This is a genomic window from Streptomyces sp. NPDC045701, assembly GCF_056432045.1.
Genome location: NZ_JBWKJV010000008.1, coordinates 109,996 through 123,304, shown reverse-complemented (window position 1 = coordinate 123,304; position 13,309 = coordinate 109,996). Strand labels below are relative to the sequence as shown.

At 73.6% G+C, this 13,309-nt stretch carries 11 protein-coding genes and 1 pseudogene; 5 read left to right on the top strand and 7 right to left on the bottom strand.

The window, feature by feature from the left end:
• The first annotated feature begins 151 nt into the window (after positions 1–151).
• Positions 152–1,111: a GlxA family transcriptional regulator gene (locus AC07DW_RS12395; RefSeq protein WP_478857599.1), complete on the top strand. Its 960-nt coding sequence runs from the start codon at positions 152–154 to the stop codon at positions 1,109–1,111.
• Between the two features lie 28 nt (positions 1,112–1,139).
• On the opposite strand, the gene AC07DW_RS12390 is transcribed toward AC07DW_RS12395, so the two are convergent.
• The 3 genes from AC07DW_RS12390 to AC07DW_RS12380 form a co-directional block, all read right to left on the bottom strand.
• Positions 1,140–2,777 carry a serine/threonine-protein kinase gene (locus AC07DW_RS12390; RefSeq protein ID WP_478857598.1) on the bottom strand — a complete coding sequence of 546 codons (1,638 nt, stop codon included), beginning with the start codon at positions 2,775–2,777 and terminating at the stop codon, positions 1,140–1,142.
• Between the two features lie 104 nt (positions 2,778–2,881).
• A complete protein-coding gene (gene paaK, locus AC07DW_RS12385; protein WP_478857597.1) occupies positions 2,882–4,174 on the bottom strand; it encodes a phenylacetate--CoA ligase PaaK in 1,293 nt (430 codons plus the stop codon).
• A gap of 212 nt (positions 4,175–4,386) precedes the next feature.
• Positions 4,387–4,884 carry a GNAT family N-acetyltransferase gene (locus AC07DW_RS12380; protein ID WP_478857596.1) on the bottom strand — a complete coding sequence of 166 codons (498 nt, stop codon included), beginning with the start codon at positions 4,882–4,884 and terminating at the stop codon, positions 4,387–4,389.
• A gap of 49 nt (positions 4,885–4,933) precedes the next feature.
• On the opposite strand from AC07DW_RS12380, the pseudogene AC07DW_RS12375 reads away from it, so the two are divergent.
• From AC07DW_RS12375 to AC07DW_RS12360, 4 genes and pseudogenes are all read left to right on the top strand, one after another.
• A pseudogene (locus tag AC07DW_RS12375) lies at positions 4,934–5,092 on the top strand (DUF397 domain-containing protein); the annotation flags it as partial.
• Between the two features lie 203 nt (positions 5,093–5,295).
• Positions 5,296–5,697: an ACT domain-containing protein gene (locus AC07DW_RS12370; protein ID WP_478857595.1), complete on the top strand. Its 402-nt coding sequence runs from the start codon at positions 5,296–5,298 to the stop codon at positions 5,695–5,697.
• A gap of 175 nt (positions 5,698–5,872) precedes the next feature.
• A complete protein-coding gene (locus AC07DW_RS12365; protein WP_478857594.1) occupies positions 5,873–6,373 on the top strand; it encodes a hypothetical protein in 501 nt (166 codons plus the stop codon).
• A gap of 124 nt (positions 6,374–6,497) precedes the next feature.
• Positions 6,498–6,887, top strand: coding sequence for an RNA-binding S4 domain-containing protein (locus tag AC07DW_RS12360; protein WP_478857593.1), 390 nt, complete (start codon positions 6,498–6,500; stop codon positions 6,885–6,887).
• Positions 6,888–6,942: 55 nt separating this feature from the next.
• Here the strand turns inward: AC07DW_RS12360 and AC07DW_RS12355 are convergent, their stop codons facing one another.
• From AC07DW_RS12355 to AC07DW_RS12340, 4 genes are all read right to left on the bottom strand, one after another.
• Entirely contained in the window at positions 6,943–9,219 is a 2,277-nt protein-coding gene (locus AC07DW_RS12355) for a terpene synthase family protein (protein WP_478857592.1), read from the bottom strand.
• Positions 9,220–9,339: 120 nt separating this feature from the next.
• Positions 9,340–11,250, bottom strand: a complete 1,911-nt coding sequence (locus AC07DW_RS12350; protein ID WP_478857591.1) for an N-acetylmuramoyl-L-alanine amidase — start codon at positions 11,248–11,250, stop codon at positions 9,340–9,342.
• Positions 11,251–11,508: 258 nt separating this feature from the next.
• Positions 11,509–11,919, bottom strand: coding sequence for a PP2C family protein-serine/threonine phosphatase (locus tag AC07DW_RS12345; protein WP_478857590.1), 411 nt, complete (start codon positions 11,917–11,919; stop codon positions 11,509–11,511).
• Between the two features lie 12 nt (positions 11,920–11,931).
• Positions 11,932–13,263, bottom strand: coding sequence for a PP2C family protein-serine/threonine phosphatase (locus AC07DW_RS12340; RefSeq protein ID WP_478857589.1), 1,332 nt, complete (start codon positions 13,261–13,263; stop codon positions 11,932–11,934).
• Positions 13,264–13,309: the final 46 nt, after the last annotated feature.

Sequence of the window (13,309 nt, the reverse complement as noted above, 5' to 3'; positions counted from 1 at the left end):
CGCCGAGGATCGCTGTGCGCATCACGTCTCCCGCGAACAGTCATGGACCCGGAGTTCTCCCGCGGGTCCTGCGGCACCTGCTTCCGCGACCACGCCGGTCCGGAACCAGCACCTGATGGGCGGCAAGGTCATCACCCGTACACTTCCCGGCATGAGGACCGTCGCCCTGGCCGTCACGGCCGGTGTCCCGCACTTCGAACTGGCCGCCGCCTGCGACGTCTTCGGCGTCGACCGCTCGGACCTCGCCGACCCCTGGTACGACTTCCGCGTCTGCGGCCCGGCCACCGTCCCGGTCGGCGGCCGGTTCCTCCTGGAACCGGACCACGGGCTCGACCACCTCGTGCGGGCCGACACGGTGATCGTCCCGGCCTGCCCCGACCCCGACGAGGACCCGCCCTCCGAACTGGTCGACGCCGTGCGCGCCGCGTACGAGGCGGGCGCCCGGGTGGCGTCCCTGTGCACCGGCGCGTTCGTCCTGGCCGCCGCCGGCCTGCTGGACGGGCGGCGCGCCACCACCCACTGGGTGCACGCCGGGGCCCTGGCGTCCAGGTATCCCCGCGTCCGGGTCGACGCGGACGTCCTCTACGTCGACAACGACCGGGTGCTCACCTCCGCCGGCAAGGCCGCCGCCATGGACCTGTGCCTGCACCTGGTCCGCCTCGACCACGGCTCGGCGGTGGCCAACCAGGTCGCCCGCCGGCTGGTCGTCCCACCCCACCGGGCGGGCGGCCAGGCCCAGTTCGTCGCCACCCCGCTGCCCGAGCCGCGCGACCGCTCCCTGGCCGACCTGCTGTCCTGGGTGATGCGGCGCCTCGACCAGCCGCTCACCGTGGAGCAGCTGGCCCGCCGGGCGAACATGAGCTCCCGCAGCCTGGCCCGCCACTTCACCGCCGTCACCGGCACCACCCCGCTGCGCTGGCTGCTGACCCAGCGCGTCCAGCGGGCCCAGGAGCTGCTGGAGACCACCGACGACACGGTCGACGCGATCGCCGCGGCCACCGGGATGGGCACCGCCACCACACTGCGCCGCCACTTCCACCGAAGCGTGGGCGTGCCGCCGGACGCGTACCGCAGAACCTTCCGCAGCGCCCGGACCGACCGCACCGGCTGACGGGCACCCCGGCGGCCGTGCGACCTGCCTACTGGTCGCTGATCCGGTACTGCGAGCGGGCCTTGTCCAGCAGGTCCTCGGCGGTGGCCTCGGCAGACTTCCCGGCCGGGACGTCGACACCGAGGGTGAGGCGCTCCTGCCGGGAGTTGATCACCACGAGGGTCTTGGAAAGCCGCCGGGGGGCTCCTTCCTCGTCCTTGCTGTACGTCACGGTGAGGACGGCGGCGTCGCGGCCCTGCTCGGTGGTGGCCCGCACGGACGCGACCGCGGCGGTTCCTCCGGTCGGCGGAGTGGCCGTCGTGTACTCCTGCTTCCAGCGCTGTGCCGTCGCCATCGCGGTCTCGGTGGTCTTCTCCTTCTTGTCCACGAGCAGCGACGCGTCGCCCTTGGGCGAGGTGTAGCGGGTGCCGAGGTAGACGCCGTCCGAACTGTCGACGTCGTCCGCGGTGGTGATCGTCCAGTCGGCGGGGGCGGCCACGGTGACCCGCATGCGGTACTCCTCGTACCGCTTCCACCCGTCCGGCGGGCCGTCGTCCCCGAACGGGAACACCAGGGCGACCAGCAGGGCCGTCAGCAGGACGGCGACCGCGGCGAGGGGCAGCGGTCCGAGCAGCCGGCGCCCGAGGGAGCCCGCCCGGGCCGTCGCCGGGCCAACCTCCTTGTTCTGCCCGTCGTACCCGGAGCCCGCCGGTGCGGGGGCGGAGGCGGGCGGACGGGGGAGAGGGGCGGCCGCGGTGCGCAGCATCGGCAGCGCCGCCTGCGCGGTGAGCCGGCTCTCCGGCTCCTTGCGCAGCAGGCCGGTGAGGACCGCCGTCAGTTCCGCCGAGTGCTGCGGCGGGGGCAGCTCGGCCAGGAGGATGGCCTGGAGGGTCGACGGCGTGGTCTGCCGGCGGAACGGCGACACGCCCTCGACCGCCTGGTAGAGGGTCACCCCGAGCGACCACAGGTCGGACTCCGGCCCGGGACGGCGCCCGAGCACCCGCTCGGGGGCGATGTACTCCGGCGAGCCCACGAAGCCGCCGGTCTCGGTGAGCCGCTGCTCGCCCTCCATCTGCGCGATGCCGAAGTCGGTCAGCACGACCCGGTCGTGGCGGCCCACCATCACGTTGCCGGGCTTCACGTCCCGGTGCAGCACCCCCGCCTCGTGCGCGGCGGTCAGCGCACCGAGCACCGCGACCCCGATCCGGGCGGCCTCCCGAGGGGACACGGTCCCCTCGTCCAGCACCTCGGCGAGGGACTTCCCGCGCAGCAGTTCCATCACGATCCACGGGCTGTCGCCCTCGGTCACCACGTCGTGGATGGCGACCACCGACGGATGGTCGACGCGCGCCGCGGCGCGGGCCTCCCGCTGCATGCGCAGGTACGCGGTGTGGCGCTCCGCGGCGGTGAAGTGCTCCGGCACCCGGGGCTCCTTGACCGCGACGTCGCGGTCCACCACCTCGTCGCGGGCCCGCCACACGGTGCCCATGCCGCCGGACCCCAACCGCTCCAGCAGCCGGTAGCGGCCCCCGACCAGACGTCCCGCCCCGGCCTCGGGCCCGGCCGCGACCGCCTTCCCGGCCTGTCGCGGTCGTTCCCCGGGCCCTTCCGGCTCCCGCGCCGCCGAAACCGGCGGCGGCAACTCGTAACTCGTCGGCTCTTCCCGCCGTCCCCCGTGGCTGTTCATGCGCCCATCATGCACCGGCGCGTGACGGCCCCGTCGTCCGGTCGGCCGACGCCGGATCCGCTCCCCACCTGCTCACCGCGGGCCACGTGCTCGACGATGCCGCCCTACGAGGTACCGCGCAGGTCCACGATCCGCTTGATCTTCCCCACCGACCGCTCCAGCGTCTCCGGGTCGACCACCTCCACCGCGACGGACACCCCGATGCCGTCCTTGACGGCCGCGGCGACCGCCCGCGCCGCCTCCGCGCGCTCCCCGTGGGTGGCGTCCGGCCGGGCCTCCGCGCGCACGGTGAGGGCGTCCAGGCGCCCCTCCCTGGTGAGACGCAGCTGGAAGTGCGGCGCGAGCCCCGGCGTACGGAGCACGACCTCCTCGATCTGCGTGGGGAAGAGGTTGACGCCGCGCAGGATCACCATGTCGTCGCTGCGTCCCGTGACCTTCTCCATCCGCCGGAACGCCGGCCGCGCCGTCCCCGGCAGCAGCCGCGTCAGGTCGCGTGTCCGGTACCGGACGACCGGCATGGCCTCCCTGGTGAGCGAGGTGAACACCAGCTCGCCCCGCTCGCCCTCGGGCAGCACCTCGCCCGTGAACGGGTCCACCACCTCCGGGTAGAAGTGGTCCTCCCAGATGTGGAGGCCGTCCTTGGTCTCGACGCACTCCTGGGCGACGCCCGGACCCATCACCTCCGACAGGCCGTATATGTCGACGGCGTCGATGGCGAACCGCTCCTCGATCTCCCGCCGCATCTCCTCCGTCCAGGGCTCCGCACCGAAGATGCCCACCTTCAGCGAGGTGGACCGGGGATCGACGCCCTGCCGCTCGAACTCGTCCAGCAGCGTCAGCATGTACGACGGCGTCACCATGATGATCTCGGGCCGGAAGTCCTGGATCAGCCGCACCTGCCGCGCCGTCATCCCCCCGGAGGCCGGTACGACGGTGCAACCGAGCCGCTCGGCGCCGTAGTGCGCCCCGAGACCGCCCGTGAACAGCCCGTACCCGTACGCCACGTGCACCGTGTGCCCGGGCCGGCCACCGGCCGCGCGGATCGAACGCGCGACCACGTCGGCCCAGGTGTCCAGGTCGCGGTCGGTGTACCCGACGACGGTCGGCAGCCCGGTCGTCCCGCTGGACGCGTGCACCCGCCGTACCCGTGACCGTTCGACCGCGAACATCCCGAAGGGGTAGTTGTCCCGCAGGTCCGCCTTGACGGTGAACGGGAAGCGGGCGAGATCGGCGAGCGTACGGCAGTCCTCCGGACGCAACCCGGCCTCGTCGAAGGCCCGCCGGTAGAACCCCACGTTCTCGTACGCGTGGTGCAGGGTGGCCCGCAGCCGCTCCAGCTGGAGCGCGGCCAGCTCGTCACGGCCCAACCGTTCCCCGGCGTCGAGGTAATCCGTCATCCGCCGCACTCCCGTTCTCCCCTGCGTCCACCGAACCGGACGACCGATCATTCGGTCGATCGCCCGGGATCAGTAATCCAACCCGACGCCACGACCGCAAGGGGTGCGCGGTCACTTTCTCCATCGGGAGGGGGAGCCCGCCTGGGTCGTGCCCCTGCCTCGCCCGGCCCGCGGCGCCCTTCGGGCGGACGCCGACGCTTTCCGGGCCCTCCCTAGGCGGTGACCGTGATGACCAGCTCCGGGCGGTCCCACATCACGGCCGGCGGGTTGGCGCTCACCGTGCCGACCCGCCGCGCGCCCACGCTGCGGTAGAAGCCCTCGGCGGGCGGATGGGAGACGACCCGCACGGCGCTCGCCCCCGCCGCCCGCGCGCGCTCCGTCATGTGCCCGACGAGCCGGCGGCCGACGCCGAGGCCCTGCGCGGCGTCGGCGACGAACATGAGGTCCAGCTCCGGCGGTGACAGGACGAGCGCGTAGAAACCCAGCACCCGATCGTCCCCGCCGACAGCGAGATGGACCTCATGGGCCTCGATGTAGTCCGGGCCCACCCGGTACCCCGCCACCATGGACGCGTAGTGACCCTCGTACGCGCGCGAGTTCCGAACCAACGAGGTCAGCCGCTTCGCATCCCGGGCAGTCGCCCGCCTGATCCGTACCGGCTGCCCGTCCGGCCGGCCGGCGGCGCCGCGCCCTGTCATATGCGAACTCATGCGGAGAGTATTACCCCTCCCTGATGATGCCGGATAGCGGCACAGGTCAGGGGGCCTCCGGATCGCCTTCGTCGAGGGACTCATCGCGATGCGCAACGGCGGCCGTCCGGGAAGCCCGTCGCCGATCTTCACCCCTGCCGAGTGGCGCGCCTTCCTCTCCGGTGCAGCGGCTGGCGGGCCCGCGCCCAGGACGCGGCGAACGCCCTGATGTCGTCGCCGGCCACGTACCTCCCCCCGCCGCCAGCGCGCCCACAGCTCAACCGGTAGTACCGGCGCCGGGGCTCGCGCCGCGCCGTGCGGCGGGCCGGGCGCCACGCCGTGCGCCGTGCCCGACGCCGGGTGTCCGGCCTGGGGAGTGTCGGGGTGTCGCGGGCCAGGCGGGACCGCACGGACACGACCTAGGCTGGGGCCATGAGCGCAGAGCGTGATCTGACCCGGCTGGTCGCCGGTATGCGGCCCGAGCTGAATCCCGGACACTTCGTGTTCGTGACCGTCGACGGTCCCGCCGTTCCGCCCGGACTGCACCCCGTCGTCATGGTCGCCGAATCGGAGGGCCTCACCCTCGTGGTGCCGCAGCGGGAGGCGGACGCGGCCTCGCTCCCTTACGACTACGTGGCCGGATGGATCACCCTGCGCGTCCACTCCTCGCTCGACGCCGTCGGCCTCACCGCCGCCGTCTCCCGGCGACTCGCCGACGCCGGACTGAGCTGCAACGTCGTCGCCGGCTTCCACCACGACCACCTCTTCGTCGAGTACGCCCGGGCGGGCGAGGCGCTCACCGCTCTGCGCCACCTGGCCGAACAGGCCGCCTGACCGGCCCCGCGGCCCCGCCGCCGCCGCGTCGGCGGCGCCGTGTCCGCCGCTCCCGGTGCATCGCCCGAAGCGGTGAACCCCCGGCCTTCACGGGGCCGTGGGGCGGGGGAGAGGCCCGGCCGGGGCGCGCGGGCCCGGGCGCCGACGGCGGCTCCCGGGCACGTACCATGGCGGCATGTCCTTCCTCCGCCGCCGCAGCGCCGCCACACCCGCGGGCCCGGACTTCGACGTCCTGGCCATGGACCCGGGCGACTGGCCCGGCAATCTCGGCGCCGGTCTGCTCCCCGCCCCCGACGGCACCTGCCAGGGCGTCTTCCTGCGTTACGACCTGTTCGGCGGCCGCGGCCCCGCGATGATCATCGGTAACCTCCCCGAGGGCTCCCCGGCGCGGGAGCTCGCGGAGGGCCAGATCCCCTTCGAGGTCGCCCAGCTCCTCGCGGCACTGGAGAACGACGAGCCGGTCGAGGTCGTCGAGACGGAGGACGTTCCGGTCATGCAGGGCGACAACCTGCTCATCGTGCGCCGCCTCAAGCTCTCCGAGAGCCGGATCTCCTGCGTGCAGTTCGACCGCAGCGACAACGTGCTGGTCACCATCGCCAGCTGGGACCGCCCCATCACCGACGACCTGTACGCGCTGCTCAAGCCGCTGCCGGCGGAGCTCTTCCAGCAGGACTGAGACCTGCCCGTCGCCTGCCCCGCCCGCCGCCGGGGACAGCGGGCGCACGCGGCGACGAGAGCCGGTCCGGACGTACCGGAAAAGCGTTGCCGCACGTCCGCCCGCGCGGATTAGAGTCGGGACCATGGCAACGCACGAGGGGAACCCGACCGCGCGGGTCGACAGCTGGATCTGGGCCGTACGACTCACCAAGACGCGCTCGCAGGCCGCCACCGCCTGCCGGGCCGGCCACGTCCGCGTCAACGGCGAGCGTGCCAAGCCCGCCCAGCCCGTGAAGCCCGGCGACGAGGTCCGACTGTTCCACGCCGGCCGCGAGCGCGTCGTGAAGGTCCAGCAGGTGCTCACCAAGCGCGTCGGCGCCCCCGTGGCCGCCGAGGCGTACCTCGACAACAGCCCGCCCCCGCCGCCCCGCGAGCACGTCGCCCTGGCGGGCGTACGGGACCGCGGGGCGGGCCGACCCACCAAGCGGGAACGCCGCGAACTGGACCAGCTCCGCGGCATCCGTCCGTCCTGACCGCCGGCCCGCCGACGGCCCCGCCCGACCCGCCGGCGGCCCCCGGCCCCGCCGGCTACGGGGTGAACAGCCTCAGGGGCCGGGCCGCCGAGGTGCCCAGCCCGGTCGGCCCGGCGGGCAGCCCCACACCCGCCGGCCGCGCACCCGGTGCCGCCACCGCCCCGTGCGGGGCGGCCCTGCCCGGCGGGACGACCGCGCCGGCCCGCAGCCGGGCCGTCCCCGCGCCGGAGCGGACGTCCTCGTCCCGGTAGCGGCGGACCTCCCGGTGCCAGTGGAGGATCCCGGCGAGCCAGTCCTCCAGCTCCCGCACATACGCGGCGAGGGCGGCCCTGCCCTCCCGGTCCAGCTCGAACTGCTCACTGAGGACCGGCAGTTCGTGCTTCTTCGCGTGCTCGAACTGACGCAGCCGGCCGCGCATCAAATCGTCGATGATCCTCACTCCGGTCGGGTAGTCGCAGCCGAAGAAGGACTGCACGACCAGCACCCCGTTGTGCACCTCGCCCTCGACCTCGATCTCCTTCTGGTACGAGAAGAGGTCGTTGAGCATGGTGGCGTAGTCCGCCACGGAGTTCTCCATGCCGCGCACCGTCCCGCTCCGCAGCAACTCCTGCGGCAGATGGTGCTGGTGGCGCAGCCGCCCCAGGCTCATCGTCAGGTCCGAGCCGAAGGTCAGCCGCCGCATCTCCACGTAGTCCACGGGGTCGGGCACACGGTGCTGCGCCTGGTTGTGCAGCTCCCACAACCAGCTCTCCAGCATGTCGTCCAGCGCCTTGCGCAGGGACGCCCGCGACCCCGGGTCCATCGGCCCCGCGGTACGCGCCCACAGGTCGGCCAGCGACCGCTCCATCGGGCTGACCGCCCCGGCGGCCCCGGCCTCCGGGGCCTCGACGGGCATGCACGCCATGAGCCGCTCGTTGCACAGCTTGGCCCCGGCGAGGTCGCGCGGCCGTCCGAAGACCAGGGGGTAGTAGTCGTCGCCGTAGGTCCCCCAGGTGAGCCACTCGGCGCTGAGCTCCAGCTCCTCGGCGGTGGCGTCCGGGTCGAGCCCGGCGCCGCACAGCGCGAGGTCGAAGCCGGCCATCATGCGCTCGTCCCAGATGTCGTCGAGCAGGCCCATCCGGCCGGCCCACGCCAGGGACTTGGCCCGCGCGTCGTCCAGGTGGGGGCTGAGCGTCAGAGGGTACGGCAGGTCGAAGTCGGGCAGCAGCGAGGGGCCGACGTGCCGGTGCGGCACATGGGTGAGGCTGCGCGCCCGTGCGGCGGCGGGGCGGCCGAACAGGGTGGTGATGTCGAGCGCCGAGGTGCCGAGCACACCGCTGAAGAGCGACGGCCCGGTGCCGGCCTGCTCGTTCATGTACCGGCTTGAGCGCAGGTGCCACTCGTGACCGCCGGACTGCCAGTCCTGGAGCCCCTTGGTGTACGCGGCGATCGCGGCGCACTCCTCGGCGTTCAGGCCCTGCTCCAGGCACAGCCGGGGGACCTCGGTGAGGGCGGTGTTCTCGAACTGCTGGAGCCGGGAGGTCAGCAGGTCGTTGACGGCCTCGGCGGCCTCCTGGGTGGTGCATTCCAGGAACTTCTCCAGCACCAGGACGCCGTTGCTGTTCTCGCCCTCGTCCTCCACCTCGCGCTGGTACGAGAAGAGGTCGTTGCGCAGGTGCACCGCGTCGGAGAAGGCGTCCCGCAGGACCCGCAGCGGCCGGGAGCCGGCCACCGACTCCGGCACCTCGGCGCCGGCCGCGTACTCCACCAGCCCGGCGGACCACGGCGCGCCGCCCACCTTGCGGCGCATCTCGATGTACTCGACGGGGTTGGCGATCCGCCCCTCGTTGATGTTCGCGAGCTCCCAGAGGGACTCGTTGAGCAGGTGCTCGGTCGCCTCGGCGAACCGGGACCGCCACGCCTGCGACATGCTCGACACGGTCCGCTTCCACAGGTCGGCGAGCCCCGCCTCCACCGGGTTCACCGGCTCGGGCATCCCCTGGGAGAGGTCCAGCGGCATGAAGGCCGGCAGCCGCTCCAGATACGCCTTGCCGCCGGCGAGGTCCTGGGTGCGCTTGAAGACCTCCAGGAAGTGGTCGTCGAAGAAGAACACCCAGACGTACCAGTCGGTGACCAGGGAGAGGGCGTCGGAGTCACAGTCGGGGTGGGTGTACGCGCACAGCAGGGCGTAGTCGTGGGAGTCGAGGTCCTGCTGGTCCCAGATCCCCGATCCCTCCAGCATCCCCATCCGGCGCGCCCACGTCCTGGTGTGGGAACGGGCCGCCTCCACATGGGGATTGAGGCGTGCCGGATACGGCAGGTAGAAGTCCGGCAGGACGAAGGGCTGTGCCATGCGCGCGGGGCCTTTCGGTGAAGGGCGGACGTACCGCGGCCCCCTACCCTTCGCCGTCACCGTCCACGCCACTCGGCGTATTAGTCATATGAACGCCAACGGGGCGGATGTCGCCGCCCCTCACACACGGGAAACGACGACGTCCGACGCCTTCACGAAGGCCACCCGGTGCCCGAACTGGATCTCGTAGTACGTCTCCTGCCCCCGCACCACCCGGTGCCCCGACGTGTCGAAGGACGGGGCGTAGTAGTACTCACCCGGCACCCGGCCGCCCACCACGTACCGCTGGCCGGCCGGGAGCCTGTACGGCAACGGCGACACCGCCTGCACCGGCACCCCCGCCGGGTAGGCGGACGCCTCGGGGTAGGCCCGCCCGTAGACCGGGATGTCCGCGAGCCCCTCCCTCGGGGTCAGCACCCAGCCGCGCGCGCCCACGGCCACCGGCTGGGCGCTCGGGTCGTGGAACCAGCCCTTCCGGCCCAGGTACCAGATTGCCGTCCACTCCCCGCGTCGCTCCGCCACCGCGTACCTCTGGCCCGTGGACGCCCGCGCGCCGGTGTCGTTGACACCCGTGGTCGAGTCCCCGCCGTCCGGCCGGAGCCCGGGGTCCTTCACCAGGGGCGCGTCCTCGCCGGGCTCCGTGTGCAGCCGGACGGCGCCGCTGCCGTGGGGCGGGCAGGCCTCGCCGGGCTTCGCGCAGCCCGTGTAGAGCGGCCGGTGGGCGCCGTACCGGGGGCGGATCGTCACGACGGCGGCGTGCGGCCCGGCGCTCGGTGCGAACGGCCGCCCCAGCAGCTCGAAGTAGTGCGCCCAGTCCCAGTACGGCCCCGGGTCGGTGTGCATGCCGCGGACCGAGGCGGCGGTCGGGCCGGGCACGTTGTCATGGCCCAGAATGTGCTGCCGGTCCAGCGGGACGCCGTACCTCTTCGCCAGGTACCGCACCAGCCGTGCGGACGTGCGGTACATCGCCTCCGTGTACCAGGCGTCCGGCGCCACCAGGAAGCCCTCGTGCTCCAGCCCCACAGACTTGGCGTTGACGTACCAGTTGCCCGCGTGCCAGCCGACGTCCTTCAGCGGTACGTGCTGGGCGATGTGCCCGTCGGACGACCGGAGCGAGTAGTGCCACGACACGTACTCCGGGTCCTGCACCAGCCTCAGCGTGACGTCCCAGGTCGCCTCGGTGTCGTGGACGACGATGTAGTCGACCGACTGGGACGCGGGCCGCGCCGCCTTGTCGTGGTTGCCGTAGTCGCCCTCGCCGAACTCCTCGTACGGCGCCGGGACCCATTCGCAGGCCACCGTCCCCGGACACTCGGTCCCCTCCGACAAGGCCGTCCGCAGCCCCAGCCCGGCGGCCTGCCAGGTCTCCGGGACGACACCGGGGTCCGCCGGCAGGGCCACCACCTGCCCGCTGTCCGTCACCCGCCGCTCACCCGAACGGATGACGTCGAACACGTCGTTCGCGTACGTCGTGGCGGTCGCCGTGTCGTCGGCGCCCGAGTAGCGGGCCACCGCGCCGTACCAGTCGCCGGGGTCGGCGCTCGCCGCGTGGCCGAGTTCCCGCTGAGCGGCCGCCAGCAGGGCCGCGCCGCCGCGGATGTTCGCGGCGGTTCCGGTGCGCAACCGCTCGGGGGAGATGCCCGAGAGCCGGGCCGCCCGTTCCAGGGTCCGCGACCGGGCGGGCAGCGCGGACGGCGCGGGCACCCCGGCGTCCGCCACCCGCTTCGCGGGACGCGAGGTGTCCCCGCGCGGGTCCTCCGCCCCGTGCGAGTGGTGCGGCGCGGACGCGAGCGCGGTCCGCGCGTCGGTGAGGTGCATGGGACCGTACCCCCCGGTGACGCTGGGCGCGCCACCGTGACCGTCCCAGCGGGACTGCAGGTACGACACCGCGAGCAGCACGCTCCCCGGCACCCCGTACTCGGTGGCGGCCGCCGCGAAGTCGCGTTGCAGGTCCCCGGATCCGGGCGGCCGGCCGGCCGTCGCGGACGGAGCCGCCGAGACCAGCGGCAGCAGCAGAGCGACGGACACCACCGCCGCTCCCGCTGTCCGAGCGTGCCCTGCGTGGCGTACGTGTCGTTGAGCCGAGCGGGGCACGGGGCCTCCAGGGATGGACGGAGTGCGGCGACCCGTACAGGCGTAGCGGCTGCCGGACCGTCCGTCAATCAGGCCCGCACACAAGGAAATCCCCGCCCCGAAAGGGCGGGGCGGAGGTTTCACTCCGACGGGACGCCCGCCTGCGGTACGTCACCGGCCTGCACCAATGACGCCGCGCGCGAAGGCGGGCGGTTCTCAGTCCACCTGGACGGCGAGCAGACATGCGTCGTCGTCATGGGTGCCGCGTTCGTACTCCTCCGTGAGCCGGTCGACGATCCGCCGCGGTGGCAGCCCACTGCTCGCCGCCAGAAGCCCCGTCAGCGCCGCGATGCCCTCGGTGATGTCCTGCCCGCGGCGCTCGACCACCCCGTCGGTGTACAGCAGCAGCACGTCGCCCCGCTCCAGCTGGAACTCCGCCGTCTCGTACCGGTGCCCCGGCAGCACCCCCAGCAGCGGCCCCCGGTGCTCGATCGGCAGCGTGTACGCACGCCCCTCGCGCAGCAGCAACGGCGCCGGGTGTCCCGCGCACGTCCAACGGAAGACCCGGTCGGCGCCGACGTGGCCGACCGACATCGTGGCCGTCGCCGACGAGGGGTCGCTGCACACCAGCTCGTTCAGTCACGTGGTGACGTCCCCCGCACACGCCCCCGTCTGGGCGAGCCCCGCCGTCGCGTGGCGCTGCTGGGCCATCCGGGCGACCGCCTCCAGGCCGTGCCCGCTGGCGTCCCCGATCGCGATGAGCGCCCGGCCGTCCGCCAGCGGCCGGCACTTGTACCAGTCGCCGCCCACCGCCGCGTCCGGCTCGGCGGGCAGGTAGGCGGCCGCCACGTCCAGCCCCAGCTCCGCCAGCCCCTCCGAGTACGTGGGCAGCAGCGCCTCCCGCAGCGCCGAGGCGACGTGCCGCTCGGCCGCGGCCTGCTGCCGCAGCTGCTCGGTCTCCACCTGCTTCTCCACCAGCCTGCGGCGGCTGCGCATCTGGGGAGTGAGGTCACGGGCCACGATCTGCAACGCCCACGGCCGGCCGTCCGTGCCCGCCACCGGCCGGCCCAGCAGGTCGACCGTCCGGACCTCGCCCAGGACCAGGAACCGGATCCGGGTCCACGCCGGCTCCTCACCGGCCAGCACCGACGCGACGAACTCGCCGAACGGTCCCACGTCCGCCGCCACCAGCGCGTCGCACAGCTCCAGCAGCGACCACGGCAGCGCCGGGTCCGTACGGAAGATCCGCTGCAACCCCTCCGACCACGTCACCAACCCGGACAGCAGGTCCCAGCGCCCCCACCCCATGGAGGCCAGATGCTGTGCGTCGATGGTGAGAAGTTCCGCCTGGCTGCGCACCGGACGCCAGGTGGTCAGCACCTGGTCGCCGCACGAGGACGCGTAGTGCACCAGTTGGACGCGGCGCAGCCTGCCGTACCGTTCCTCGGTGTCGTCCACGACCAGGCCGTTGAGGGCCACCCCGTTCGCCAGGACGTCCTTGAGCGCGGCCGGCAGCCCGCCGGCCGCCGTCCCGGGGCGCGCCTCGGTGAAGAACCGCTGGCCGACCTGCTGGTCGGGCGAGACCAGCCATTCGGCGGAGCGGATGTGATTGCCGGCGCGGATGACGAAGTCGGTGACCTCACCGGAGTCGTCCCGCACCGGGGACAACAGCGCGGCCGACACCGGAATGGCGGGCAGCGTCGCGCACAGACACTTCCACGGGTCGTGCCGCTCGTCCCCGTCCACACACGTGTGCGGAGAACCGAATCCCTGCCCGCACGGGCACCGGCCCGTCCGATCGTCGCCGGCCTCCGGCGTCGGCTTCCCCGTCTCGCCGGTGGACCGGCCGGGCGAGGGCTTCGCCACCCCCGCCGTCTCGGCCCGGCGGCGCACCTCCGCCCGCAGCGTCGCGATCTCGCGTTCGATGTACGCCTTCAGCGACGCCACGTCGGCGGTGTGCGACCGGGTCATGAGGGCGCCACGGTCCCGGTTCCGGCAGCCGCTCCGGCGGCCGGAA

Bases quoted from the DNA above. Each gene is read 5' to 3' on its own strand.
- AC07DW_RS12395 (WP_478857599.1), top strand. From the start codon at position 152: ATGAGGACCGTCGCCCTGGCCGTCACGGCCGGTGTCCCGCACTTCGAA.
- AC07DW_RS12390 (WP_478857598.1), bottom strand. From the start codon at position 2,777: ATGAACAGCCACGGGGGACGGCGGGAAGAGCCGACGAGTTACGAGTTG.
- paaK (WP_478857597.1), bottom strand. From the start codon at position 4,174: ATGACGGATTACCTCGACGCCGGGGAACGGTTGGGCCGTGACGAGCTG.
- AC07DW_RS12380 (WP_478857596.1), bottom strand. From the start codon at position 4,884: ATGAGTTCGCATATGACAGGGCGCGGCGCCGCCGGCCGGCCGGACGGG.
- AC07DW_RS12370 (WP_478857595.1), top strand. From the start codon at position 5,296: ATGAGCGCAGAGCGTGATCTGACCCGGCTGGTCGCCGGTATGCGGCCC.
- AC07DW_RS12365 (WP_478857594.1), top strand. From the start codon at position 5,873: ATGTCCTTCCTCCGCCGCCGCAGCGCCGCCACACCCGCGGGCCCGGAC.
- AC07DW_RS12360 (WP_478857593.1), top strand. From the start codon at position 6,498: ATGGCAACGCACGAGGGGAACCCGACCGCGCGGGTCGACAGCTGGATC.
- AC07DW_RS12355 (WP_478857592.1), bottom strand. From the start codon at position 9,219: ATGGCACAGCCCTTCGTCCTGCCGGACTTCTACCTGCCGTATCCGGCA.
- AC07DW_RS12340 (WP_478857589.1), bottom strand. From the start codon at position 13,263: ATGACCCGGTCGCACACCGCCGACGTGGCGTCGCTGAAGGCGTACATC.